General features: G+C 69.7%; 15 protein-coding genes. 7 read left to right on the top strand and 8 right to left on the bottom strand.

Annotated elements, in window-relative coordinates:
- Positions 1-52 precede the first annotated feature (52 nt).
- Positions 53-1,426 (top strand): WD40 repeat domain-containing protein, encoded by a 1,374-nt coding sequence (locus tag D7X12_RS02480; RefSeq protein ID WP_244224308.1) that lies wholly within the window; start codon positions 53-55, stop codon positions 1,424-1,426.
- A 197-nt stretch (positions 1,427-1,623) separates the two neighbouring features.
- Entirely contained in the window at positions 1,624-3,855 is a 2,232-nt protein-coding gene (gene recD2 / locus D7X12_RS02485) for an SF1B family DNA helicase RecD2 (protein ID WP_120623651.1), read from the top strand.
- A 28-nt stretch (positions 3,856-3,883) separates the two neighbouring features.
- On the opposite strand, the gene D7X12_RS02490 is transcribed toward recD2, so the two are convergent.
- Positions 3,884-4,792 carry an alpha/beta hydrolase family protein gene (locus tag D7X12_RS02490; RefSeq protein ID WP_147443492.1) on the bottom strand — a complete coding sequence of 303 codons (909 nt, stop codon included), beginning with the start codon at positions 4,790-4,792 and terminating at the stop codon, positions 3,884-3,886.
- A 107-nt stretch (positions 4,793-4,899) separates the two neighbouring features.
- Between D7X12_RS02490 and D7X12_RS02495 the strand changes: the two genes are divergently transcribed.
- Positions 4,900-6,153 carry an MFS transporter gene (locus tag D7X12_RS02495; protein WP_120623653.1) on the top strand — a complete coding sequence of 418 codons (1,254 nt, stop codon included), beginning with the start codon at positions 4,900-4,902 and terminating at the stop codon, positions 6,151-6,153.
- A 37-nt stretch (positions 6,154-6,190) separates the two neighbouring features.
- A complete protein-coding gene (locus tag D7X12_RS02500) occupies positions 6,191-7,294 on the top strand; it encodes an NAD(P)H-dependent flavin oxidoreductase (protein WP_120623654.1) in 1,104 nt (367 codons plus the stop codon).
- A 96-nt stretch (positions 7,295-7,390) separates the two neighbouring features.
- Here D7X12_RS02500 and D7X12_RS02505 read toward each other — a convergent pair whose 3' ends face one another.
- On the bottom strand, positions 7,391-8,848 hold the full coding sequence (locus D7X12_RS02505; RefSeq protein ID WP_120623655.1) for a metallophosphoesterase: 1,458 nt from the start codon (positions 8,846-8,848) through the stop codon (positions 7,391-7,393).
- 173 nt (positions 8,849-9,021) lie between these two features.
- Between D7X12_RS02505 and D7X12_RS02510 the strand changes: the two genes are divergently transcribed.
- Both D7X12_RS02510 and D7X12_RS02515 read left to right on the top strand, forming a co-directional pair.
- The gene (locus D7X12_RS02510; protein ID WP_120623656.1) at positions 9,022-12,393 is read left to right on the top strand and encodes an Ig-like domain-containing protein; all 3,372 of its coding nucleotides are present in this window, start codon (positions 9,022-9,024) and stop codon (positions 12,391-12,393) included.
- Positions 12,394-12,425: 32 nt separating this feature from the next.
- Positions 12,426-13,979, top strand: a complete 1,554-nt coding sequence (locus D7X12_RS02515; RefSeq protein WP_120623657.1) for a hypothetical protein — start codon at positions 12,426-12,428, stop codon at positions 13,977-13,979.
- Positions 13,980-14,091: 112 nt separating this feature from the next.
- On the opposite strand, the gene D7X12_RS02520 is transcribed toward D7X12_RS02515, so the two are convergent.
- Together D7X12_RS02520 and D7X12_RS02525 are read right to left on the bottom strand one after the other, a co-directional pair.
- Entirely contained in the window at positions 14,092-14,985 is an 894-nt protein-coding gene (locus D7X12_RS02520) for a sigma factor-like helix-turn-helix DNA-binding protein (protein ID WP_120623658.1), read from the bottom strand.
- The gene (locus D7X12_RS02525) at positions 14,982-18,080 is read right to left on the bottom strand and encodes a serine/threonine-protein kinase (protein ID WP_120623659.1); all 3,099 of its coding nucleotides are present in this window, start codon (positions 18,078-18,080) and stop codon (positions 14,982-14,984) included. The genes D7X12_RS02520 and D7X12_RS02525 overlap by 4 nt, the downstream gene beginning before the upstream one ends.
- Positions 18,081-18,364: 284 nt before the next feature.
- On the opposite strand from D7X12_RS02525, the gene D7X12_RS02530 reads away from it, so the two are divergent.
- Positions 18,365-20,671 carry a hypothetical protein gene (locus tag D7X12_RS02530; protein ID WP_120623660.1) on the top strand — a complete coding sequence of 769 codons (2,307 nt, stop codon included), beginning with the start codon at positions 18,365-18,367 and terminating at the stop codon, positions 20,669-20,671.
- 84 nt (positions 20,672-20,755) lie between these two features.
- Here the strand turns inward: D7X12_RS02530 and D7X12_RS02535 are convergent, their stop codons facing one another.
- The 4 genes from D7X12_RS02535 to D7X12_RS02550 all read right to left on the bottom strand — a co-directional run bounded on the left by D7X12_RS02535 (position 20,756) and on the right by D7X12_RS02550 (position 24,775).
- On the bottom strand, positions 20,756-22,135 hold the full coding sequence (locus D7X12_RS02535) for a pyridoxal phosphate-dependent decarboxylase family protein (protein ID WP_120623676.1): 1,380 nt from the start codon (positions 22,133-22,135) through the stop codon (positions 20,756-20,758).
- Between the two features lie 26 nt (positions 22,136-22,161).
- Positions 22,162-22,470: a hypothetical protein gene (locus tag D7X12_RS02540; RefSeq protein WP_147443493.1), complete on the bottom strand. Its 309-nt coding sequence runs from the start codon at positions 22,468-22,470 to the stop codon at positions 22,162-22,164.
- 71 nt (positions 22,471-22,541) lie between these two features.
- A complete protein-coding gene (locus tag D7X12_RS02545) occupies positions 22,542-24,002 on the bottom strand; it encodes a putative metal-binding motif-containing protein (RefSeq protein WP_244224309.1) in 1,461 nt (486 codons plus the stop codon).
- A gap of 8 nt (positions 24,003-24,010) precedes the next feature.
- Complete coding sequence (locus tag D7X12_RS02550) at positions 24,011-24,775, bottom strand: YfgM family protein (protein ID WP_120623663.1); 765 nt, start codon at positions 24,773-24,775, stop codon at positions 24,011-24,013.
- Positions 24,776-24,846 lie beyond the last annotated feature (71 nt).

A 24,846-nucleotide genomic window follows, 5' to 3' on the forward strand; every position in this document is an offset into this window, starting at 1 on the left:
AACACCAACGCAGACACATGAAGGGGGCGTGGTCCCAGGGACCACGAAAGCAATGAACATGAAGATTGCCAATCAAATGATCTGGATGGTGGCCGCCTGTGCATGGCTGACGGCGTGTCAGGGAATGCCACCGGAAGAGCTGACGGGCTCCGAAACCATCCGCATGGAGATCTCCCTGTCGGGAGATGTCTGCGCGGTCACCTCGGCGGACGCGACGGTCTCCGCGCCGGACATGACGACCCTCGGTCCCGTGGCGCTCCAGGTGACGGAGACGGCCATCGAGGGCCGCATCTCCCAGGTCCCGGCGGGCACGGCGCGGACGGTGCGGGTGAACGCGTTCAACGCCTCCGGGCGGGTGGTGTACTCGGGCAGCACCCTCGTGGAGGTGGTGGCCGGCAGCGTCACCTCGGCCCAGCTCGTCCTGCACCGTGACCTCCAGAACTGCCCCAACGCGCCGGGCTCCGGTGACATCGACATCACGGGGACGCTGGAGACGGGCGAGACGCCCACCGACGCGGGCACGCCCGACGGCGGCTCGTTGCCGGATGGAGGCCTCGTCCTCGAGGGCCCGCAGCTCGCCTTCAACCTGGACGACGCCACCCTGACGGCCGGGGGCATCATCCACTTCCTCGACCGCGCGACCGACAAGGTCCACCGGCTCGACGTGGAGAACCGCCGCTTCCTGAGCCCCTACGCGGGCACGGCCGACGCCGTGTCCATGGCGGTGTCTCCGGACGGGGACACCACGTACCTCGGCTACACCGGCGGGCGCATCGACGCCTTCTCGCTCGACGGCACCACCCGCTTCTTCGCCGCGGCGCCGGACACCGTGTCGAGCATGGTGGTGGCGGGCAGCTACCTGTTCACCGTCGACGGCTCTGGCGCGTGGGATTCGCACTCGCTCTACCAGCGTTCCACCGGCGCGCGCGTCGCCACGGCCGAGTGGCGCTACTCCGCCCGCAGCATCGTGTTCTCCCCGGCGAACAAGCGCGTCTACCTGCTCAATGCCGGTGTCTCTCCGACGGACGTGACGATGGTGGACGTGGACCCCGTGGCGGGCACGATGGGCGCCGAGCGGGACTCGCCGTACCACGGCAGCTACAGCCTGCCCAACCCCCTCCGGCTCCTGCCGGACGAGTCCGCCGTCATGGTGGGCAGCGGCCTGTTCTTCAACGCCAAGGACCTGACCTACCGCACCAGCCTGGGCCTGTCGTTCGTGGATGTCGCCTTCCACGACGGGCGCTACTACCTCATCGACACCGTGGGGGAGACGACGCAGCTGCGGGTGCTGAGCAGCACCTTCGACATCCTCTCGGCCAGCTACCACTCCGGCCGCGCGAAGCGGGTGTTCGTGCACGACGGCGAGCTGGTGCTCGTCACGGAAGTCAGCACGGGGCAGCTCCAGGTGCGCATCCTCGCGCCGTAGCCGCAGGGCGATGAAGACCACCGGGGCCCTGCGCCCCGGTGGAGGGGCGGGGCCGGCCAGGGGGGCGGCCCCGCTTCTTCGTTCCCCCGCACGGAACCGGGGCGAACGGCTGGAGGGAAGGCAGGGGGCCACCCTGGGCGCTTGAGGGGCCTTCGCCACCACGGCAGGGGCCGGGCGTCCTGATACCTTGGCGTGTCATGTCCGCCCCCCGCTCCCCTCCGGCCTCCGCCGCCAACGCGGGTGGCGCCCCACCCTCCACCACCGTGGAGGGGAGCCTGGAGCGCATCACCTTCACCAACGAGGAGGCCGCCTGGAGCGTGGTGCGGGTGCTGGTGCGCGGTCGCCAGGAGCCCATCACCGCGGTGGGCAACCTGCTGGGCGTCCAGCCAGGCGAGTCCTTGCGCCTCACCGGCTCATGGGTGCAGGACCGGAAGTACGGCGAGCAGTTCCGCGTCGAATCGTACGCCACGGTGAAGCCGGCGACGCTCGTGGGCATCGAGAAGTACCTCGGCAGCGGGCTGGTGAAGGGCGTGGGCCCCGCCATGGCCAAACGCCTGGTGGAGCACTTCGGCCTGGAGACCCTGGACGTCATCGACTCCAAACCCGAGCGGCTCGCGGAGGTGAAGGGCTTCGGCGAGAAGCGCCGCAAGCTGCTGCGCGAGACGTGGGCCGAGCAGCGCGACATCCGCCAGGTGATGGTCTTCCTGCAGTCCCACGAGGTGCCGGCCAGCTTCGCGGTGAAGGTCTACAAGCAGTACGGCGCCCAGTCGATTGACGTGGTGAGGGACAACCCGTACCGGCTGGCCATCGACGTGTATGGCATTGGCTTCCGCACCGCGGACCGCATCGCCCAGTCGCTCGGCATGCCCTCGCACTCGCCCAAGCGCGCGGAGGCGGGCGTGCTGCACGTGCTGCGCGAGTTCTCCGAGGAGGGCCACCTCTACGCGCCGCGCGACAAGCTCACCCTGCGCGCGGTGGAGATGCTGGAGGTGACGCCGGAGCTCGTCGAGGCGGCCATCACCCGGCTCGCCGCCGCCGAGTACCTCGCCGTGGAGGGGGCCAGCGCCCTGGCCCACCCGCGCCCCGAGGACGCCGTCGAGGCGGTGTACCTCAAGGCCCTGCACGTGTCGGAGGTCGGGGTCGCCAACCTCCTCAAGGCGCTCGCCGCGTGGCCCGCACGGCCCCTGGACGTGGACGTGGAGCGGGCCATCACCTGGTTCGAGGGCAAGCAGGGCATCTCGCTCGCTCCCGAGCAGAAGGAGGCGGTGCGCCAGGCCATGGTGGCCAAGGTGCTCGTCATCACCGGCGGTCCGGGCACCGGGAAGACGACGCTCGTCAACGCAGTCCTCTCCATCCTGGAGAAGAAGGGCCGCAAGATCCTCTTGTCCGCGCCCACGGGCCGCGCCGCCAAGCGCATGAGCGAGGCCACGGGGCGCGAGGCGGAGACCGTCCACCGGCTGCTCGAGTACAACCCGCGCACGCACGGCTTCCAGCGCGACCGCAACAACCCACTTGAAGCCGACGTGCTGGTGCTGGACGAGGTGTCCATGGTGGACACCGTGTTGATGCTCAACGTGCTCAAGGCGCTGCCGTCCCCGTGCCAGCTGCTGCTCGTGGGTGACGTGGATCAGCTCCCCAGCGTGGGCCCGGGCAGCGTGCTCCAGGACATCATCGCCTCCGGGCACGTGCCGGTGGTGCGGCTGAAGCACATCTTCCGGCAGGCCCAGTCGAGCCTCATCATCACCAACGCCCACCGCATCAACCAGGGGCAGATGCCCCAATTGCCCGCCCCGGACGCGATGGCCGACTTCTACTTCGTGGAGAAGGAGGAGCCCGAGGCCATCCTCGCGGCCGTCAAGACGCTGGTGAAGGACCGCATCCCCCGCCGCTTCGGGCTGCACCCGGTGGACGAGGTGCAGGTGCTCGTCCCGATGAACCGGGGCCTGATTGGGACGGCGAACCTCAACGCCGCGCTGCAGGAGCACCTGAACCCCCACGGGGAGACGCTCACCCGCGGGCACCGGACGTTCCGCGTGGACGACAAGGTGATGCAGGTGCGCAACAACTACGAGCTGGGCGTCTTCAACGGAGACATCGGGCGCGTGGAGGCCCTCGACAAGGAGGAGCAGACGCTGGTGGTGCGCTACGACGGGCGCCCGGTGGTCTACGCCTGGTCGGACCTCGACGAGCTGGTGCTCGCGTATGCCACCAGCGTGCACAAGTCCCAGGGCAGCGAGTACCCGTGCGTGGTGCTGCCCCTGCACACGCAGCACTACACGCTCTTGCAGCGCAACCTGCTCTACACCGGCGTGACGCGCGGGAAGAAGCTGGTGGTGCTGGTGGGCAGCAAGAAGGCCCTGGGCATCGCCGTGCGCAACGGCGACACCCAGAAGCGCTTCACGCGGCTCGCCGCGCGCCTGCGGGACTGAAGCCGTGCGCCTCCCCTCCCCCAGCCGCTCAGCGCTGGCAGTAGCTGGGCATGGTGCTCGGCAGGCCCCCCGCGTAGGGCGACGGCACGGTGCCGAAGGGGTGGGCCTGGAGGAACTGCCACACCGCCGCGCGCGCGTCCGTGGGGATGGTGTGCCCCCGGCCGTGGTTGCACAGCATGGCGAACTGGTTCTTGGACTTCAGGTCGTTGGAGTAGTTCTGGCTCGCCGTCTGGAAGTTGATGACGACCTGGTCGGACGGGCCGCCGTGGAAGATCATCGCGGCGAACTTGTTCGAGGCATCCTGCGTCGGGATGGTGGACATCCTGCCGCCCGAATAGGTCGCCACGCTCGCGATGTACCCGGAGCGGCGGTAGCTCATCTGCGTGGTGTTCAGGCCGCCCGCGCTCATGCCCATGCTGTGGATGCGGCTCACGTTGATGCCAATCTTCTGCCGGGCGCAGGCCAGGACCTCGTCGGCCACGCGGAAGTCATCGTCCCGGGACGTGGACGAGACATAGAACCAGGGGAAGGTGCCCGCGGCGGGATCGCGCGCCGGCGCCGCGACGATGCCGCCCTGCGCCTTGATGGCTTCAATCTGCGTCGTGCCAATGCCCGTGGTGGCCTCCGTCGGCTGGCTGCCCGTGCCGTGCCAGTAGAAGACGAGCGGGCCGTCCAGGGTCTGGGCCGCGGCCGACATCCAGATGCGGACCGCGCGGGCCGGGATCCCCGCCGGCCGGAAGGTGAGCGTCCCGTCCTGGAACTCGGGGCAGGGGCCGGTGGGCAGCGGGAGGAAGGCAGGAGCGGGCTGGGCCAGGGTGGCGCTCGCGCCCACCAGCGCGTCGGGGGCGGTGTCCTCCGCGCCGCTCCCCGGGGCGCCTTCTTCACCCCCACATGCGGTCACGGTCACGATAAGAGCGGCGGCAAGAACCTTCTTCATGGCAGACAACCTCCGGACAGGGCAGCGGTCCATGGGAAGACATCATCTGGGCATCCATTAACCAGTAATACAAGCAAAACACTACAGACGGAAAAGTACCGCGACCTATGTCTTTGACCTCCACCGTGACGGCCCCTCCCGCGGCAACGAGCGCGCTCCGCATCCCTGGCTACCGGACGTTCCTCATCACGTTCCTGCTGGCGATGATGGCGGACAACATCGAGCACGTGATCAGCTACTGGGTGGCGTTCCAGAAGTTCAACTCACCGGCGCTGGGTGGGTTCGCGGTGGTGTCCCACTGGCTCCCGTTCTTGATGTTCTCGGTGCCGGTGGGCGCGCTGAACGACCGGTTCGATTCCAGACGCCTCATCCAGGCCGGCATGGTGCTCTTCATCACCGTCTCCGTGGGGTGGGGTTACTTCTTCGTCACGGACACCTTGCAGATGTGGCACGCGATGGTGCTCCTCACGCTGCACGGCTGCGCGGGAGTCCTCTGGGGCACCTCCAGCCAGATGTTGCTCTACGACATCGTGGGCACGGCCTCCCTGGCGAGCGCGGTACGCCTGAACGCTACGGCGCGCTACCTCGGCTTCCTGGTGGGCCCCGCGGTGGGCAGCATCATCATGCGGATGTTCGGACCGACCTGGGGCATCTTCATCAACACGGCGTTCTATCTGCCCCTCCTGCTCTGGCTGGTGGGGGCGCCCCATGGCCGACATTTTCGAGGAGGGACGACAGGCCCCAAGCCTGCCGTCCGGGGCTTCGCCGACATCGTCCAGACCGTCCGCGACGTGCGTGGGTTGCCCGTGGTCGCGCCCATGGTGATGCTGGCGGGGGGCGCCTCGTTCTTCATCGGCAACAGCTACCATGCGCAGATGCCGGGCTTCGCCCATGAGCTGGGCCATGGAGACCCGGGCCTGGCCTACACGCTCCTGCTGGCCGCGGATGCGGCCGGTGCGCTGCTCGCGGGCGTCCTGCTCGAGACGCGCGGGACATGGCTGCCGATGACGGCGGCCTCCGCGTTGAAGATTGCGTTCCTGTGGGGATGCTCGCTCTTCATGTTCTCGTTCATGAGCTGGTATCCGGCGGCCATTGGCGTGCTGTTCGTGGCCGGGTTCCTGGAGCTGTCCTTCAGCAGCATGACGCAGGCCCTGGTGCAGCTGAACGCGCCGGACACCATCCGGGGCCGCGTGCTGGGGCTCTTCAGCATGTCGGCCTCCGGCCTGCGAGCGTTCAGCGGGGTGACCGTGGGGCTCCTGGGGAGCGTGACCAACATCCACCTCTCGCTCGGCCTGTCCGCCGTGGCCTTCGTGGTGGTGGCAGGTTTGCTACTGCGCCGCCAGCCCCGACCGGCCGCATAGGCCCCGCATCTGATGGCGTGGCGCTTATCCTGGCGCCATGAGCGAGAAGCGGAGCAGCGAGACCGAAGCGGTGCGCCGGTTGGGTGTGCGGTATCCCATCATCCAGGGTCCGTTCGGAGGGGGGCTCTCCACGCCCCGCCTGGCGGCGACGGTGTCCAACCTGGGTGGGCTCGGGTCGTACGGGGCCTACACCGTGTCACCGGACGAAATCCTCCGGCTGGCCCAGGAGCTGCGGTCGCTGACGTCGAACCCGTTCGCGCTGAACCTGTGGGTCTCCGACCATGATCCGGGAGGGCTCGAGCTGAGCCCCGCGGAGTTCGACCGCGTCTATGCGCTCTTCGAGCCCTACTACCGCGAGCTGGGCGTGGAGAAGCCGGAGCGACCGCAGCGCTACGCCTGGCGGTTCGAGGAGCAGGTGGAGGCGCTCCTGGAGGCGCGGCCGCCGGTGTTCAGCTTCGTGTTCGGCGTGCCCTCGGCGAGCATCCTCGCGGAGTGCCGCAAGCGCGGCATCGTCACCGTCGGCGGGGCGACGTCCATCGCGGAGGCACAGGCGCTCGACAGCGCGGGCGTGGACCTCATCGTGGCGACGGGGTTCGAGGCGGGAGGACACCGGCCGTCCTTCCTCGCGCGGGCGGAGGACTCGCTCCTGGGGACCTTCGCGCTCACCCAGCTCGTCGCGGACCGCGTGAAGGCGCCCGTCATCTCCGCCGGGGGCATCAGTGACGGGCGTGGCATCCGCGCGGCCCTCACGCTGGGCGCCCAGGCCGGACAGCTGGGCACCGCCTTCCTCGCGTGTGAGGAGTCCGGGGCCACCGCCGAGCACCGCGCCGCCCTCTTCAGTCCCCAGTCCCAACACACGGCGCTGACGCGCGCCTTCTCCGGCCGGCTGGCGCGCGGCCTGCGCAACCGCTGGAGCGACGAAATGGGGCCGCGCGTCGCGGAGCTGCCACCCTTCCCCATCCAGGGCTGGTTCGCGTCGAAGCTCAGGCCCGCCGCCATCAAGGCGGGACGCACGGACCTCATCTCGCTGTGGAGCGGGCAGAGCGCGCCCAACCTGCGCCACCGGACGGCGACGGAGCTGATGGCCTCGCTGGTGCGGGAGCTGGAATCCCCCGGGGAAGCCCAGCAGCGCGGAGGGTGACTCACGCGGGCCACGGGAGCGGGTTGCCGGACGCCGTGCTCCCTCCGCGCAGCCCTCGCAATGAGGCTGCGCGGAGGCCAGGACGCCAAGGCCGGGTCAGCGGACCCAGGACACGTTGCTGATGGTGAACTTGGAGCCGTCCGTCTTCTCCACGTTCGTGTACGGCGAGTACACCCGCGAGGAGAAGGTGTTGGCGGCGGTGTCCACCTCGATGATGCGCGTCGGGTTCGACGACGCGTCGTGGTAGGTGGTGAGCATCTGGTAGATCTTGTTGCCCTGCGCGCCGGTGGTCTCGCTGTACGCGTGCGAGCCCACGTGACCGGAGAAGATGAACTTCACGTTGGGGTACAGCCGGAGCGCGTTGTTGAACACGAACTGCGGGCTGTTGTTGCCGTAGCCGCCGTTGCCCTGCTCGATGCCGCCGCTGCTCGTCTGGTGCGAGTGGGTGATGACGATGACGTTGTGGCGGGGATGCGCCGCGATGACCGTCTTGGCCCAGTCCACCGCGCCCGTGCGCGCCCACAGCTCCAGGTTGAGCACGAGCCAGTCCAGGCCGCCCGCGCTGAACGTGTGATAGGCATTGTCGCACTTGCCCGTCTCGTACACGCCCGCCAGCGCCTGGAAGCGGGACACCGGGAAGTAGGTGTTGAACGTGGTGGTGTTGCGCAGGTTGGCATTCACGTTGCCGGGGCAGGCGCTGCCGCCGGGGCAGGTGGCCGCCGTGTCATGGTTGCCAATGGCCAGCGCGTAGGGAATCCGCGCGTCGTCCAGCTTCTTGAGGGCGTTGCTGGCGCGCACGTACTGGATGTGGTCCGGCGTGTCCCAGTTCAGCATGTCGCCCGTCTGCGTCACGAAGCGCAGGTCCAGCGCGGCCCGGTTGTCCACGAGCCACTGCATGCGGTGGTCGATGAGGGTCGAGTTGCTGACCACCTCGTTCTGCGTGTCCGGGATGACGACGAAGCTGAACTTCGTGTCCACCGGCGCCGGCGTGGTGGGCGCGACGTAGAGCTTGATGCCCTGGTCGACCCAGCCGGCGGCGCTCAGGCTGCTGCGCTCGGCCGCGGTGATGGCGAAGCGGTGCTTGCGCAGCGTCTCGTTGGCGTAGCGGTACACCGGGACGAGGCACGGGTCCGCCGTCTTCGAGGCGTAGAAGCCAATGCCCTCGTCGGTGGTGTAGCCGCCCGTGGCGACGAGGTTCTGCTTCTCCGTCGCGTCGATGGTCCAGAAGTGCTCGGCGCGGCTCGGGCTGTAGATGCGGTAGACAGGGGACAGGCCCGTCGCCAAGGAAGTGGCGGCCTTGAAGGCCACGCCCCGGTCCTCGGTGTAGCCGTACGTCGTGGCGGCGTTGGCCGCCTCGTTGACGTTGAGCGTGTAGAGGCTGTCGCCCGTGCTCGGCTTGATGCGGTGATACACGGGGCCGCTCAGGGCGGCGCAGTCCAGCGCGGACTCGGACGACGCCAGCTCGGGCGCCTCGGGCGCCTCCGCCGGAGGGCCGCCGCAAGCGGAGAGCGCGGCCGCCAGGGCCAGGGATGCAAAGACTTTCAGGTGCCTCAAGGTGTCTCCTCGCAAGGTGTCTCGACGGGGAGCGGCCAGGAATCTGGCGGCTTTAGCCGAGTTCGCCGGTTAAGTCGGAATTTCCCTGACGCGGATACCAAATACTTTCTCACCGAAACACCTTTTTCCCCATTCTTCCGACAATCGAACTTTCTCTTGGAGGGGGAAGTCCGATGCGGTTCATGCAGTGGATGCTGGGTGGGCTCGTGTGCGTGCTCGCGGGGTGTGAAGCCACACAGGTGGAAACGCCGGAGGCACCCGAAACACCCGGTGTGGCGGCCCGGACCCGGGCCGAGCGGCTGGCCGAAGCGCGTGGCTTCAACCTGCGGGAAGCCACGCTCGTGGAGGCACCCGGCGGCAAGGGGGACCGGCACCGGCTGCACCTCCAGGGCGTGCCCGTGCTGGGCCTGGAGGCCCGGACGGCGCACGGCGAGACGCACTTCACCAACGTCCGCCTCGCCCCCGGCGTGCGCGTGGAGACGAAGCCCCAGCTGACGCAGGAGCAGGCGGTGAGCGCGGTCCTGGCGGAGCTGAAGGACCCTTCCGCGAAGCTCACGGGCGCCCGGCTCATGCTCCTGCCCCACGAGGAGCACCGGCGGAAGCCAGACGCCCCCGCCTCCGCGCGTCCCAACGCCGCGCACTTCGAACGGGTCGTGACGGGGATGACGCTCATCTACCGGCTGGAGCTGTCCACCGGCGAGGGCGGGCCCGACTCCGCCCACACCTGGATGGCCCAGGTGGACGCCCGCTCCGGAAAGGTGCTGCGGCTGGACCCGCTCGCGCTCGACGCGGACGACTTCCGGACCGTCACCGGCCGCGGCTACTTCAACGGCACCCGCACCTTCCTCACGCTCTTCAACGCCGCCGACGGCACCTACGATCTCCAGGACACGCACAAGAACCAGTACCTGGCGACCTTCCCCCAGGGAGGCGGGACCTACTCCTACGCCCTCTACTACAGTGAGGACGCCTCCTTCGGTGACGGACTCAAGTTCCTCGCCAGCTCGCAGCCGGACAGCGTGAACGGTGAGACGGCGGCGGTGGACGCGTTCCATGCCGTCAACACGACCTGGACCGTCTTCGACGCCATCCTCCTGCGCAACGGGCCCAGCGGGACGGGCAGGCCGCTCAGCGTGAACCTCCACTACCCGATGTACGGCGCGCAGTACCTCCCCCACCGCACCAAGCCCCGGCTCCAGGTGGGCTACAGCAGCGCCATCGCACCCCCGACCCTGCGGCGCACCCCGATGGCGACCACCGACATCGTCGGCCATGAAATCGGTCACGACTTCTTCGGCACGGCGGTCTGGGAGGATCCGGCGGACACGGACCTGAGCTACTCGGAGATGGCCGCGATGAACGAGGCCACCGGAGACATCATCGGCTTCCTCGCCGAGCTCACCCGCGACGCCATGCGGGCCGGGGGCCTGCCGTCCTCCATCGACCAGATGACGCCCCAGCCCTCCCACTTCAGCATGGGAGAGGAGACGGGGACCGTCGCCCGCAACATCCGCTCTCCGGTCCATTACGAGTGGTACGACAAACTCAGGCTGGAGGGTCCGCATGCCGCGGCCGGCCCCATCACCCGCATGTTCGTGCTGCTCGCGTACGGCTGTCAGCCCATGCCCGACTCGGGCCCCTACACGGAGCAGCACTGTCCCCTGGTTCCCAAGGGCTTCAGTGGCATTGGCCCCGTGAAGGCGGCGCGCATCTGGGCGAGCACCGTGGAGGCCCTCCCGGACGGCGGCGACTTCCACCTGGCTCGCGAGCTGGCGCTCGAGGCGGCATGGATCGTGGACCCCCTCCACATGGGCTCCCACAAGAAGGTCGTGGCCTCCGCCTTCGCGGCCGTGGGCGTGGGCGACCCGCCGGACCTCACGCCTCCCACGACCACCCTCACCTGTCATCAGGTGGACCTGGACATCGAGTGCACCGGGACCGTCTCGGACCCGCTGTATCCCGACCAGTTCAACAAGCCTCCCCAGATCGTGGTGGATGGCACGGGGGTCTACACGTTGCCGGGCTGGCAGTTCACGCAGCGCATCTCCGGCACCTCGCTCGCCTCCGGCAACCACTCCCTCCAGCTGCGGGCCTGGGATTGGTGGGACAACCTGGCCACCCGCACCGTCACCGTGAACCTGGACAAGACGGGCCCCCAGGCCACGCTGAGCCGCTTCGGCCCGCCCAAGCAGCCGCTGCTCAGCGTCCTGGCCACCGACCCCTCCGGCATCCTCCAGGTTGAATTCCTCAAGGGCGCCCAGTTGATGGACACGCTGTTCGCGTCGCCCTACGACAAGACCTTCGACACCTCGACCTGGACCGACGGCACCCACCCCATGGTCGCCAGGGTGTACGACGAATACGGCAACGTCACCGTCCTCAACCACGCCCTGCCCGTCGACAACACCCGCCCGGCGCTGACGCTGACCGTGGGCACCAGTGGCCCCCCCTTCAACCTCAGCGCGACGGCCACGGATGCCTCCGCGCTGGTGCGTGCCGACTTCAAGGTGGACGGGCTCGTCTTCGCCACCCGCGACACCGGCTCGCCCTACCAGGCGTCGTACTCGCCGTCAGACCCGCTGGTCCACACCCTCACCGTGGAGGTGACGGACGCCTTCGGCAACAAGGCCACCGCCACGCAGACCGCGCCCCAGGACCGGGTTGCTCCCGCGGTGACCTTCAGCGCCCAGCAGGGCTACACGGGCACGATGACGCTCACCGTGGGCACCTCCGACAGCTGCGGCATCCTGTACCCGTATGCCCTGTATGTGGATGGCATCCTGGTGGGCCAGCCCACCACGCCCGGCTACGTGGTGCTCCTGGCCAGCAGCGCGGTGTCCGTCGGCGTGCACGCCTTCCACGCCGTCGTCTCCGACAACTGCGGCAACACCACCCAGTACGCGACCACGTTCACCAAGGTCTACACCCCGCCCGCCATCTCCGCCGTCGTCCGCGACGACAGCCAGCCCAAGCAGCCGAAGTTCACCGTGCAGTGCAATGACACCGAAGGCGTGCACCACGTCGAGATGCGGGAGAACGGCGCCGTGCTGCAGACGGACAACACCCCGCCCTACCAGTTCGCCGTCGACACCTCCGCGCGGGCGGACGGGAACTACACCGTGCTGTTCCAGTGCTTCGACATCTACGGCGCCTGGAGCTCACCGGAGACGCGCACGGTGATCGCGGACAACACGCCCCCCGGCATCCAGTTCTTCAGCGTCTACGGCAGCGGTCACACGTACCAGGTCTCCGCCAACGCCGTCAGCGACCCTCGGGGGGTGAAGAGCGTCGTCCTGCAGGGAGGCCTGCTCTTTCCTCCCACCTTCAGGGTCACGCTGACGCAGGGCCCCTGGTTCTACAACTTCTTCTTCGACACGAGCATCAGCCTCGATACCCAGTTCATGTTCGGAATCATGGCCACGGACCTGTGGGGCAATGAGCGGACGGAGATCTACCTCTGCCACCTGGATACGGAAACCACCCAGCACGCGTACCTGCCGTGCGTCCTCAACCAGACCTATCTCCAGGGCTTCAACTTCTATTGAGACAGGGATTTTCAATGACAAGAATCTTGAATATGGCGCGAGCGCTGTGGCTCTCGCTGTCGTGTCTGGCGGGCTGCGCGCCCACGGGCGCAGAGGACGGCGCGCCCCCTGCCGGTGCGGAGGAGGCCGGGCTGAGCTACGCCTCCGCGGGCACGGACCTCTTCCGTCCGCGGGTGCTGCTGTTCGTCTACGAGCCTTCCTATTCAGGCACGCCCCTTCACACGCTGAAGGGCTGGAGTGATCCGAAGCCGCTGACCCACGCGCTGCGCTCGAGGCTGCGCTCCAGCTCGCACTTCACCGTGGACTACCAGGTCGTGGAAGTGAAGGTCATCACGGACCGGCTGCCGTGGTTCGAGAACGGCACGCGCTACACGCCCGCCCGGTTGTTGAACATCATCAACGAGCCGGACCCCTTGAAGCGCGACCAGCTGCGCGGGTGCACCACGCCCGGGACGGAGAGCACCTGTCCCCGCTTCGACTACGTGGCGTTCGCCAACGAGTTCAACCTCAAGGCCCGCATGGAGGCCAACGAGCTGGATGAGGTCTGGGTGATGGCGCCCCCGTGGGTGCAGATGTACGAGTCCCGCATGCTGGGCAGCAATGCCTACTGGTGCAACGCCCCCCCGGAGCCGCGCGTGGCCAGCTTCCGCAACTTCGTGGTGATGGGCTACAACTACGAGCGGGGCGTCGCCGAGGCGCTGCACTCCTACGGGCATCGCTCCGAGTCCATCCTCGACCGCGCGTACCGGGGACAGCCCGCCGGCCACCTCTGGGACAAGTTCAACGACCTGCACCGCGACAAGCCGAACCTCGCGGGCGTGGGCTACGTGCACCATCCGCCCAACGCGGCGCCGGGGACGGACTATGACTATGGCAACACCACGTTCGTGCCCTCCAGCGCGGATGCCTGGCTGCGCAATCCGCTGGTGAACCCCGACTCCGTGGCCCGGCGGAGCCTGAACTGCACCGAGTGGGGCTGCACGCAGGAGGGCTTCCTGAAGTGGTGGTTCAACCACATGCCCTACGGCCAGAAGAACGCGCCCAACTGGTGGCGCCACCTGGTGCACCTGGATGACACGGAGGCCCCCGCCCAGCCGAGCGCCTGCGGCGCCAACACGACCCTGTCCTCCTGCGACGCGGCCGGATGCGCCTGGTACGCCTGCTCCAACTCCTGCTGGCCCCCGGGCACGGACATCCAGGTCGCATGCCCGGCCGACTCCTGGTGTGGCCAGAACACCAGCGTGTCCTCCTGCGACGCGGCCGGATGCGCCTGGTACGCCTGCTCCAACTCCTGCTGGTCTCCCGGGACGCCGCTGGGCGTGGCGTGTGGGCCGTGCGCGCTCCAGACGTCGCAGGCCTCGTGTCAGCAGTACGGCTCCTCCTGCGGCTGGTACGCCTGCACGAACACCTGCTGGCCCCGAGGCACCCCGAACGCGACCGCGTGCGCCCCCTGCCGGAGCTACACGGACGTGGCCACCTGCGATGCGCACCAGGCCTCCTGTGCCTGGTACGCGTGCACGCCGGGCGCCAACAAGTGCTGGCAGCGCGGCACCGCCCTGTCCACCGCGTGCCCGTCCACCTATTGAGCCGGGAGCCCTCCACCGACCCGCGGCTTCTGGGTGAAGCCGCGGGCCTCCGGGGATGGGTTCACGGCAGGGGACCCGCGCCGGGCTGAGCCGGTGGCGACGCCCAGGGACGTCAGTCCAGCAGCCGGTGGAGGCTGATGTCCAACTGGCTGCGCACCAGCCCCAGGAGGCTCTGCACCGCGAGGGTGTCCTGCTTCAGCCGGGTGGCCAGCTCCGCATGGACGCGCTCGAGCAATAGCTCGCGGGCCTGGGCGACCTTGCGCGCCACGCCGGAGCGCGAGTCGCCGTACATCAGCGCGAGCCGGTCCATGGTGAAGCCATGGAAGTAGTGCAGGCGCAGCAGGGCGCGCTCCCGCTCGGAGAGCGTTGCCACCCCCTTGCGGACCGCCTCGACGAGGAACTGGCGCGCGTCCTCCCGCAGCAGCTCGTGCTCCGGGTTGCCCGTGGCCAGCATCCGCGCGAAGGCCTCCGGGGGCTCGTCGACGAGGACTTCACGCCCGTTGCGCTCCACCAGCTCGCCCGCGATGCGCGCGGCGGTGATGCCCACCCACGTCAGCAGCGGTCCCCTGCCCCCGTAGCGTTCAATCCGGGGAGGTGCCTCCGCGCTGCCCACCAGCAGCCGCTCGCGGAGCGTCTGGAGCACCTCCTCCACCATGCTCGGTGACACCGCCCCGAGCCGTGCGGGGATGTACCGGAGGATGTGCTGCTCGAAGGCACGGAGTGCCGCGGGCTCCCCGGTAGCGCACGCGCACGCGAGGTACAGGTCGGCACCGTGGAGGATGCGCAGCACCTCCGCGGCCTTCCCCACGGGCAGGTGCCGCGACAGGTGCCGCACGAAGTCCTCGGTTGGGAGCAACAACGTGGGCCACGCGGTCCGGGCCGCCTCGACGTGCTTGTGCAGCAGCGCCTCCAGTTCCTCCACGGCCTCCAGCTCCGCGCGCTGCTTCGGTGGCAGGTGCTCCCGCAGCAGCGCCGTCAGGGGGTTTGTCTTCGGTTGCTCGCTCATCGCTTTGCCTCCCGCCGCTGCCAGGCCAGCACCTTCTGGAGCCCCGGCCGGCCCCGGAGTCCCACGGACTCCAGCCGCGTCCGGGCCTCCTCGGCCAGGGCGAGCGCCCGCGTCCGGTCCGGGGAGGAGCGCGTTTCCACGAGCGCCCGGGCCAGCACGAAGGCGGTCCTGGCCGCGATCAACGGGTCTCCGTGTCCGCCCTTCTGGGTGAGGGTGCTCCAGGCGCGCTCGACCAGGGGAACGGCCTTGTCCGCGGCGCCCAGCGCCAGATGCGCCTCCGCGACACAGGTCAGGGCCCTGGCACCGTCGTCGGACTCCTGGCTCTGGACCTTCTCCGTGAGCATCCGCGCACGCTCGCAGTACTCGAGCGCCTCCTTCGGAGCCTTGCTCTCCAGGGCCACCTCGGCCAGGGGGATCAGCACCGACAGCGCGCCCGCTCCCCCCGAGCCTTGCGATTTCTCCATCCGCTTCAGCGTGTCCAACAGGTCACGCCGTGCCTCCCGGTGGTGGCCCGAGAACAGGTGCGCATACCCCCGCATCATCAGGGGCAGGGTGGCGCGCGGGGTGTCCGGGCCCATGGAACGCTGGATGCGCTCCAGGGCCTCGGTGGTGAGGGCGATCGTCTTGTCGTGCTGACCTCCGTCGCCGTACACCATCGCTTGCTCCACGAGCACCTGGACGACCGTGAAGTGGTCGGGTCCACGGGCGCCCTCGAAGAGGGTGCGCGCCCGCTCGAGCAGGGTCCGCGCCTCCTCCAGCCGGCCTTCGACGCGGGAGACGACGGCGAGGTTCAGGAGCACACTCGCGAGGACGGTGTTCTCCGGGATGGGAGCCGCCTCCTGGAGGGCCAGGGCCTTGCGCCAGGTGGCGACAGCGTCGGCGTTACGGCCCATCCCGTGGTAGGCCGATGCCACCCTGTTGTAGGAAACAACGAGGGCCGGGTTGTCGGGGCCCAGCAGGCGCTTGCGCATCTCCAGGGCCTGGAGGTGGAGCTCCAGCATCTCCTTGTCGCGGCGCTGGACCATGCGGACCTTGCCGAGCTGGTGCAGGAGGCTGGCCGTGCGGAGGCTGTCCGGACCATTCCTCCTGCGCGAGAACTCCAGGCCCTGGAGCACCTCCTGCTCCGCCTCGGCGTGGAGTCCCTGCTGAAGCCGTAGCGAAGACAGACGTGTGTGCAGGTCCGCCGTGATGTCCGGGAAGCGCTCGCGCCCCAGTCGCTCGACGGCGGACTGGGCATGCCGGACGAGCTTCTCCGCGTCCGCGGGGCGGGACAGCGCCTCGCCCACCACGAACATGAGCTCCAGCCATGCACGCGCCAGGGTCTCGTCATCACGCCCGGCCTCGGCGGCCCACACGGCCTGGTAGAGGGCCGTCTCCGCTTCCTTCGGTCTGTCGTTCTCTCCGAGCAGCTCCCCGTGGGCCAGGTACACCTCCGCCTCCAGCGGCCTGTAGTCGATCCCCTTCAGCTGCCCGATGAGGGCGGACGTCACCGCGAGGCCGTCGGTGAACCGGCGCGCCACGAGGTGGGCCCGGGCCTGCGCCAGCTTGTGCCGCGCCTCCTCCACCCGCCGGGCGCGGAGGCTGTCGGGCGGCTGCGGGCGGCTGGAGAGGCCGGGCGCATCCCGGCAGCCGGTGAGCCCCTCGAGGGAGGTCATTAGCGGGCGCGCGTTCTGCAACGTCAGCACGTCCGCCTTCTCCAGCACGTCGGTCACGGCGGCCAGCTGCCACAGCCGCGCATCGAGGCACGCGGCCGTCTGCCATGCGCCGGTGTCGGTGTCGCTGCCCGCGGCCAGGCAGGCCTCGGTGCGCAGCGTGCGCCACTGATTGGCGTAGGCGTCCAGCCCCGCCGCGACCCGTGCCCAGGCCGGCGCGGCGTAGGGCGCGCCCGTGGCGAGGAAGGCCGCACGCACGCGCTCGCGCCTCGCGGGGCTCCACGCCGCCGCCAGCTTCTCCACCTCCTGCTCGCAGCGCGCCTCACGCCGCTGCGTCACCCCGTAGGCCGCGAGCGCCCCCAGCAGGCCCGTCACCGTCGCCGTGGCCGCCACCCACGTGCGCATCCTCCGCGCCGGTGGGGTGAGCGCCGCCAGCAGCGCCTCCATGGAGGCAAAGCGCTCCGCGGGTTCGGCGCGCAGCCCCCGCAGCACCGCGCGCCGCACCCAGGCGGGCACCTGCACCTCGCGCTCGGGCGGACGTATCCGCCCCGCCAGCACCGCCTGGGCCAGCTCCCGCAGCGTCTCACCCTGGAAGGGATGCACGCCGTAGAGCGCCTCGTAGAGCGCCACGCAGAAGCTGAATTCGTCCGAGCGCGCGTCGGCGCGCTGGCCCCGCAGCAGCTCCGGCGCGAGGTAGGCGGGCGTGCCCAGCACGGAGCCCGTCCGCGTGAGCCGGCCCATCGGTGCGTCGGGGCTCACAGGCGAAGCGGGGGCCTCCTCCTGGTGGAGCAGCCGGGCGATGCCGAAGTCCGTCACGTACACCCGGCCCTCGCGCCCCAGGAGCACGTTGGCCGGCTTGAAGTCCCGGTGCACCAGGCCCGCAGCGTGCGCGGCCGCAAGCCCCCGCCCCGCCTCCAGGAAGACGCGCAGCACCTCCCGCCAGGGATGCGGCGCCTTCATCCACTCCGCCAGCGTGGTGCCTTCCACCAACTCCATGGCCAGGAAGATGCCGTCTGCGTACGTGCCCACGTCATAGAGGGTGACGACGTTGGCGTGGGAGAGCCGGGCCAGCGCCTGCGCCTCGCGCTGCAGTCGCTGCTGCAACTCCGCGTGCTGGCGTCCTTCGGGGCGCAGCACCTTGAGGGCCACCTGCCGGCCCAGCTCCGGGTCCTCCGCCGCGTACACCACGCCCATGGCCCCGGCGCCAATGCGCTCCCGCACCACGTACCGGGAGACGGTGGAGCCTCGCGCCAACGGCGGGACACGCGGCGCCACGAGCGTCGACGAAGGGCTGCTCAGGGCCCGGGCGCCATCCCCCGCCGCCAGCACCCACTGGCACTCCGCGCAGCGCTCCACGTGCTCCACGACGGGGCCCCGGTGCTCCTCGGAGAGCACCCCCGCCAGGAAGTCGCTCAGCGTCGTTTCTTGGGGGCACGCTTTCATCCGGTGGGGACTCCGCGAGTATTTCTCGTTTTCCAGATTGTCATATGGAAAGACCGGGGGCACGCGAGGAATCGAAAAGATTTCCTGGGATACAGGCCGGCCCCTTCCCTCTTTATCCCCGAAAGCCCGGGCTGCCCCGAGCCGCTTCACGCCTGGAATGGCATTGAGAACCAATGGAGGCACCTGCTCGCCTTCAGGTGCCATTGAAATATCAGTTCTGAACAAGAAAGGGATTATCCATGGGGGGTCTGGCACCCACAGGTGGTGGTTCTGGCAAGTCCGGGGTGGATCCGGCGGCGGCCGCGCGTCGCGACGAGGCGGCCCGACAGAAAGCAGCAGAGGACGCCCGGCGCGCCGCCGAGGCCGCGCGCAAGGCCGCTGAAGCCGCGCGCAAGGCCGCGGAGGAAGCCCGCCGGGCCGCAGAAGCCGCTCGCCAGCAGAAGGCCGCGGCGGAGAAGGCTGCCGCCGACGCGAAGAAGGCCGCGCAGAAGCCAGACCAGACACCCGAGGCCGCGAAGAAGTCCAAGGCGGACGCCGACGCCGCCGACAAGACCCGCCAGCAGGCCACCGACAAGGCCGCCGCCGCGGACAAGAAGCTCCAGGCGGCCGAGGAGAAGGCGGCCCTGGACGCGAAGCGGGCCCAGGACGCCATGGGCAAGGCGAATGCGCTGGCCACGCGGGAGAAGCAGACCCCGCCCTTTACCCAGCGGGACATCGACAAGGTCAAGCCGAAGCCCAATGAGCTCGCCTCGGCCTTCGAGGGCACGAACCGCAAGGCGGAGCTGGAGAAGCTGCTGGGCACCGCCGCCCCGCCGAAGACAAAGGCCGTGCAGACGCCCGCGGCGAAGGGGGGCGCGAAGTCTTCGCACCTCGAAGACGGCGTGGCCCCACCGGCCAGGGACTATTCCCGGCTGGGGATTGCCGGGCCCCAGGGCGCGGCACAGCCGGCATCCCTGGATGGCGAGCCCCCCCCATCACTCGAGATGGAGGCCCCCCAGGGCACGCGTTCCACACCGGACCTCATCCCCACTCCGTCTCCGTCGCCCGGGCCCACGGTTCCTCAACCCACTCCGACCGGGGAGCCTCCGCCGACTGCGCCGCCAACGACGCCCTCGACCCCGCCGGCACCGACCTCGCCGCCACCCACTCCACCGCAGCCCCTGTCGACCGAGAAGCCGACGACGCGACCGCCCAAGGATGGCCCCGCCAAACCGCCGAAGGATGCGCCGACAGGCGCCGAAGCCGCGGCCCGGTTGAAGGTCCCGATGCGGTACGTGGGTTTCCTCGGTCAAGGCCATCGGGCGAGCGAATACCTCGACACGATTCGCGCCCACCAGAACGACCCAGCCTACCTGAAGGACCTCTACAAGGGATTGGGTGACAAGGACACCGAGGCACTGTTCAAGGATGCCTCTCGCCATGTGGCGGATAGCCCTGGCACGGCTGGCGAACAGACCGACGCGCTGAAGGTACTGGCCAGGAGCACCCACCAGCTTCCGCCCGCTGTCGCGGACAAGCTCGCCAAGGACGCGGCGGCGCTCGACTCCCGCTCCCCCCTGACGCCGGTGCTGAAACAACCGGAGACGAGCGAGTCCATCCGTCGCACCGTCCTGGACACGGCTGCAGCGGCCTTCAAAGAGAGTCCGTCGGTCGTCGATGCGCAGAAGTTCGGGGATGTGCTCGCGTCCGACCCCAAGCTCATCCAGGACTATGCGACCAGCCTGGGGCGCGACCGGTTCACCGGAATCCTCGCGAAGGGCTTCGAGCACCCCCCATTCGGCTTTGGTAGGAACTCCCAGGGGCCCACCCGGATGGACGGACTGGGGAAGGTGTTGGGCCAGGCCTCCGAGCTGTTCAAGGGGCCAGCGTACGCAGACTTGCGCGCCAACATCTTCCGCGTTGGCGCGAACAGCCTGGGGGACTCGACCGACCCGGCGCGGGCAACCCAGCTCGACGGGCTGAAGAAGCACTTCAAGGCGGATGCGCTCGACATCATCGACCAGCTGTCGAACAACACCACGCGCGCGGGCAGCGCCTTCGATGGGACGGGCAAGGGGCTCGCGAACTTCCTGCGGGACACGCTGGTTTCCGATCCCCAGAAAGACCCGGGATTCGCCAAGTTCCTCAAGCAGGAGTTACCCGGGCAGCTACACCGGCTTGTGACGGACCCGAACACGTTGAAGGGCAACAACGGCCAGCAGTCGCCCAACGAGAAGTACGCGCGCATCCTGGGCAGCTACACAGGGTCCCTTGCCACCGGCTACCTTCAGGCCATCAAGGCGAGCAATGACAAACAGGAACTCATCGGCCGGGCTGTCGACAGTTTCACCGGCACCATCCTCCACAAGGCCGGCATGGTCGGTGAGGCAGTGAAGCCCAGCATCGAGAAGGCACTCACCGACTTGCTTACCCGGGGGGAAGCCGACTACCAGAAGCAGCTTCGTCAGTTCCTGGTGGGCGTGCTGAATCAGGCCACGCGCGGCCTCCAGGACTTCGACACGAAGGCCGGCGAGAATACCGACACGGAAAGCAAGTTCAGGCTCGGCTTCAACAGCATCCTGGAACTCAACGAATTCCTCGACGCAATCTGAGCCAGCGCCGTCAGGGCTGGCCCCCTCCCACGGGAGCCGGCTTGCAGGGCAACCCCGGGGAGGCGAACGTGCGCCTTCCCGCATCTAAACCCTCAAGGCCGCGGCCCCCAGCGCCGCGAGGATGACGGGGAGGTCCGCCTCCCCCGTGCGCCAGTTGGAGAAGGCCGCGCGCAGGCCAGGGCGGTCCGCGTACTGCGTGGGGGTGCATTGCACGCGACCGTCGGCCTGCAGCGCCCCGAGGAGGCGGTCGCGCCGCGAGGCGTCCCCCGAGCGCAGCGCGAAGCAGACGATGTTCAGCGTCACCGGGGCGAGCAGCGCGTAGTGCGGGGACGCCGCGAGCCCCTCCCCCATGCCGCGTGCGAGCGCGCAGCCTCGCTCGACGAGGGCGCGGTGCCCATCGCGGCCATAGGCCATGAGCGTCATCCACGCGGGCAGCGCCCGGAAGCGACGCGAGTTCTCCGGCGTGCGGTGCAGCAGGTCTGGCCCCTGGCCGAGGTAGGCGGCCACCGCGCGGAAGACGCGCTCCTGCTGCGCGAGGTGGCGCGTGAAGACGAAGCCGGAGTCGTAGGGGACGTTGAGCCACTTGTGCCCGTCCGCCGCGACCGAGTCCGCGTAGGCGAGCCCCCGCAGCAGGTGCGCGTGCGCCGGGCTGCAGGCCGCGAAGAGGCCGAAGGCGCCGTCCACGTGCAACCAGGCCCCGTGGCGGCGGCACACCTGCCCCACCGCCTCCAGATCGTCGAAGTCTCCGGTGTTCACCTCCCCCGCGCTCGCGATCACGATGACCGGAGCGCCGCCGAGTGCCACGAGCTGCGCCTCCAGCGCCTTCGGGTCCATGACGGGCCGGCCCGGCAGACAGGGGACGGCCTGCACCGCGCGCCGTCCCATGCCGAGGATGGAGAGCGCCTTGAGCACACTCGCGTGCGGCGCGCCGCCCAGGACCGCGACCCGCGGCAGCCCCCACAGCCCCTCCTCGCTCACGTCGTGGCCCAGCCGCTCCAACGCCCACTGCCGCGCGGTGGCCAGCGAGACGAGGTTCGCCGCCGTCGCGCCGCTCACGAAGGCACCCTCGAAGTCCTCGGACAGGCCGAAGAGGGAGCGCAGGAGCCCCAGCGCCTCGTGCTCCACGCTGGTGGCGAGCGAGTCGCCGCTGTTGCTCAGGTTCTGGTCATACGCGGAGACGAGCCAGTCGCCCACGAGCGCCGCGGGCGTGGTGCCGCCGGTGACGAAGCCGAGGTAGCGCGGCCCCGCGGAGCCGGAGAGCCCGGCCTCGTAGCGGCGGCGGAAGAGCGCGAGCGCGTCCTCGGCGCCCAAGCCCGCGTCAGGCAGCCCGAGCGGCGAGGACGGCTCGGGGCGAACGCCCGCGGGGCGCTCGGGCAGCGCGGTGAGGAACTCGAGGGCGCTCGCGCGGGCCTGCTCAAGCAGGTCCGGGAGCCGGGAGAGATCACGGGAGAGAAGGTCGCGCATGGGCATCAGGGGTCCTGCTCTCTCGCCTACGGCAGGCAGTACGAGGTGGGGTACTCGCACTTGTACGGGGTCTGCCAGTACCAGGCCCCGTAGATGCAGATCTGCTGCTGGAACTTCGTGGCAGTCTGGGTGCAGCAGCCGTTTTGCACGTACCGGGTCGAGTTGTGCGTACAGGCGGAGGCGGTCACGGTGCCGCTCCCGGTCTCGACCGGGACGAGCTCTTCCATGTTCACGGTCGAAGGGTCGGTTTCCGGTTCAGCCCCGGTGCCGCAGCCGACAGGGCCAGACACGGCACACGTGAGAGCAACGAGGACGAAGGAATGGGAGGTCTTCATGGCAGGCAACCTGGGTTGGGGGGAAGGCCAAGACGCATGTGATTGGATCTGTGTGTCCTCAGGCAGGGTCGCTACGGCGCCAGGGGGCCCCAGTGGAACCCGGTCCCATCCTGGGTGGCACTCCACAGCTCATCCGACGACAGGCCCTCAAGGCTCGTGAAGCCCTGGGTGCCAAAGCGGAAGTCCCTCCACTCCGTTCCGTCGAAGCGAACAAGGTCGTCCGTGTCCAGGCGCGCGATGACGGCACCCTGTCCGAAGGACACCACGTCGAGGATGTCGGGCGAGACGCCACCGTCCACGAAGATGGGGTACGGAGGCTTCGTGCTCCAGGTGCCCGCCGTACGCTCCAGGAGCAGCCCCTGGTCACCGGCCGCGTAGGCCAGCCCCGGCGCCACGACGTGCACGGTGTGCAGGGCGGTCTGTCCCTGCATGGGCGGCGGCAGCGTCTCCCGCAGCCACGGGCCTCCGTCAGCGTTGACGTGGTACGCGACGGGCACCTGGCCCGCCTGGCCCACGGTGATGAGCGTTCGCGGATCAAGTCCGTGGAGGGAGCGGAGGTCCGCGTCCACGTTCGCCACCCGCACCGGCTCCGCCGGAGGGTCCCAGCGGAGGATGTCCCCGGCCTCGCTCACCGCGTAGAGCGTCGTGCCTCCGTCCCCCTCGAAGCCCACGATGTCCTGGATGGCCGCCCCACCCGCGTCGAAGGACGTCAGCGCGCAGGGCTCTCCGGCGAACAGCGGTCGCGTGGCGAGCCGCCCCTCCCAGGAGCCCATGAACACACGCCCGTCGCTCGGCCGTGCCCACGCGGTGGACCAGGCCCCGCGGCAGTCGGTGAAGGACTTCACGTCGAAGCCACCGTCGGCCTCCCGGCGGACGTGGGCGACCACGTCGTTGCTGTCGCTCACGAACCAGGCCTGGTTGCGGGCATGGGGCGCCACATCCCGGAAGCTCGCCCCTGGGAGGGTCTCGGTCGTCCTCCACTCGAAGCCGTCACAGACGGACGCGGGGTCCGCCCGGCCGTCACAGTTGTTGTCCAGGAAGTCGCAGCGCTCCTCCATGCCGGGGGAGATGGAGGAGGAGCGGTCATCACAGTCCGTGCCCCGGCTCGTGGTGCTCACGTAGCCATCCCCATCTTCATCCCGCGCGCTCAACGCCAGCGCGGACGTGGAGGACCCCTTTTCGGGAACCCGCACCTGCGCCGTCGCGGTGCTCACCTCCGGGCCCGCGCACGAGCGCTCGCGGGCGGAGACCGTCATGTGCACGGTGTCACTCCACCCGGCCCGGTGGACGAAGCCCACCTCCCCCGTCCCCGTGCCCCCGAGTGGTTCCACCGGCAGCTCGAAGTTCCTGGAGCCGTCCTGCGCGTCCACCACCCGCAGCGTGACGCAGCCCGGACGGAAGCCGTCGTAGGTCAGCCGCACCTGGACCTGGCAGGGGTGGTTCGCGTCGCATCCGCTGGGACGCTCTTCCTCGAGCTCCTCCAGGTCCGGCACCGTGCAGGTGATGCAGAGCAGCCCGATTCCCACGGCCATGGCGCGCTTCATGGCGACACCTCCGTCCGCGGCGAAGGCGGGTCGTCCGTGAGGAACCAGGTGACGGCGGCTCCGGCGGCGGCGGTGACGGCCGCGCCCAGCAGGACATTGGCCACGAGCGCCTGTCCCCGCGCGCTGTCCAGGTGCGCCGTCCGGTCGCTGTAGAAGACATCGTCGCGCGCGGCATTCACGTTGCTCCGCGACTTGAGGCCGAAGAAGCCTCCGACGCTACCGAGCACCACACCCCCTCCCACCAAGGCCAGCGGAAGCACGGGCATGGAGCGCGCGGGGTGCACCTCCGCCTGCGCCGCGGACGGAACGAATGCGGGCGGCGGAGGCGGCTCGGACGGCGCGTCCGTCATCGCGCGCGGTGCGTCCGGGGGAGGTCGGGGACTGCGTGCCAGGTCACGCTGCACGGTCCGGCGCACCTCCTCGAAGTCGCGTGACACCTTGGGTGACACCTTCACCGGAAGGCTCGCGTCGGGCAGCAGCGACAGCCCTTCCTTGAAGGCGGTCAGCGCCTCCTGCCGGCGTCCCAGGTCCGCGAGCACGAGCCCTCGGAAGGTGGCCACCCTGCCCCGCTCCCTGTCGTCGCGCGCCACGGCCTTCGCCGCGTCGAGCTGCTCGAGGGCGCGCTCGTAGTCGAGTTCCTCGTAGGCGTGGGATGCGGCGGACATCCGCACCTGGAAGTCCGGGCCCGCGGAGGCCGCCGGCTGGCTCCAGGCGGGCGACACCAGCATCAGCGTAAGGCCGAGCACGATTCGCAGGTCCATGGGCACGGAAGATACCACCCGGCTCCCGCCCCCAGATCGCCCTGAAGGGCTGTTTTGACACCACAGTGCAG

Origin of the sequence: Corallococcus sicarius (assembly GCF_003611735.1) — a bacterium.
In the GTDB taxonomy this organism is placed as follows: Bacteria; Myxococcota; Myxococcia; order Myxococcales; family Myxococcaceae; genus Corallococcus; species Corallococcus sicarius.

What these genes read in the sequence shown, in the direction of transcription:
- D7X12_RS02515 (WP_120623657.1), top strand. Translation starts at nt 12,426, where the DNA reads ATGGCGCGAGCGCTGTGGCTCTCGCTGTCGTGTCTGGCGGGCTGCGCG.
- D7X12_RS02490 (WP_147443492.1), bottom strand. Translation starts at nt 4,792, where the DNA reads ATGAAGAAGGTTCTTGCCGCCGCTCTTATCGTGACCGTGACCGCATGT.
- D7X12_RS02540 (WP_147443493.1), bottom strand. Translation starts at nt 22,470, where the DNA reads ATGAAGACCTCCCATTCCTTCGTCCTCGTTGCTCTCACGTGTGCCGTG.
- D7X12_RS02525 (WP_120623659.1), bottom strand. Translation starts at nt 18,080, where the DNA reads ATGAAAGCGTGCCCCCAAGAAACGACGCTGAGCGACTTCCTGGCGGGG.
- D7X12_RS02535 (WP_120623676.1), bottom strand. Translation starts at nt 22,135, where the DNA reads ATGCGCGACCTTCTCTCCCGTGATCTCTCCCGGCTCCCGGACCTGCTT.
- D7X12_RS02495 (WP_120623653.1), top strand. Translation starts at nt 4,900, where the DNA reads ATGTCTTTGACCTCCACCGTGACGGCCCCTCCCGCGGCAACGAGCGCG.
- D7X12_RS02480 (WP_244224308.1), top strand. Translation starts at nt 53, where the DNA reads ATGAACATGAAGATTGCCAATCAAATGATCTGGATGGTGGCCGCCTGT.
- D7X12_RS02550 (WP_120623663.1), bottom strand. Translation starts at nt 24,775, where the DNA reads ATGGACCTGCGAATCGTGCTCGGCCTTACGCTGATGCTGGTGTCGCCC.
- D7X12_RS02510 (WP_120623656.1), top strand. Translation starts at nt 9,022, where the DNA reads ATGCGGTTCATGCAGTGGATGCTGGGTGGGCTCGTGTGCGTGCTCGCG.
- D7X12_RS02520 (WP_120623658.1), bottom strand. Translation starts at nt 14,985, where the DNA reads ATGAGCGAGCAACCGAAGACAAACCCCCTGACGGCGCTGCTGCGGGAG.
- D7X12_RS02500 (WP_120623654.1), top strand. Translation starts at nt 6,191, where the DNA reads ATGAGCGAGAAGCGGAGCAGCGAGACCGAAGCGGTGCGCCGGTTGGGT.
- D7X12_RS02545 (WP_244224309.1), bottom strand. Translation starts at nt 24,002, where the DNA reads ATGGCCGTGGGAATCGGGCTGCTCTGCATCACCTGCACGGTGCCGGAC.
- recD2 (WP_120623651.1), top strand. Translation starts at nt 1,624, where the DNA reads ATGTCCGCCCCCCGCTCCCCTCCGGCCTCCGCCGCCAACGCGGGTGGC.